General features: G+C 44.0%; 1 pseudogene. It reads right to left on the reverse strand.

What is annotated here, in order from left to right:
• A pseudogene (locus tag HMPREF2867_RS08400) lies at positions 1-654 on the reverse strand (cell surface protein); the annotation flags it as partial.

Consider the following 654-nt stretch of genomic DNA (forward strand, 5'->3'; position numbering starts at 1 on the left):
CGTTCTTATCTTCACGAACAACCATCACTGCTGGTGCAGTTCCAACGAATGATTTTTCAGGTACGAATGTAACTGTTCCGTCTGCTGCTACTGTGTAAGTACCAACACCATCAACTGTCTTAGTCGTTGAACCATCATCGAAGGTCGCTGGAACAGCTTCATTAATCGCTACTGTTTTCTCAACGCCATCTACTGTTACAGTTCCACCCTTGAATTCAGGTTTACCGGTTTGTGTCGCACCTTGAATATCAGTTGTTTCAGCTGGTGTTGCTGTTGGGGTTACTGGAACGATTTCAGGCGTGTAAGTTGTGTCCACCTTGATACCGTTTGAGCTTTCAGCTTGAACCTTGGCCGGTGTTACTACACCTGTGTATGATTTATCAGTCGGTGTGAAAGTGACTTGACCAGTAGCTGAATCGATAGAGTAAGTACCAATTTCAGTTGTACCATCAGCGGCATAAGCTGGTGTACTTGTTACCTCGTTACCATCATTATCCAAAAGCGTGTAGCTATTATCTTTGATCGTAATAGCTTTATCTTCACCATTCACTTGAACAGTTGTTCCTGCAAAAGTTGGTGTCCCTGTTTGCGTTGCACCTTGAACATCTTTAGAAGTTGCAGGGTTTGCAGTTGGAACTGCTGGCACAACAGTTG

This window comes from Streptococcus sp. HMSC064H09, from assembly GCF_001812625.1.
GTDB lineage: Bacteria > Bacillota > Bacilli > Lactobacillales > Streptococcaceae > Streptococcus.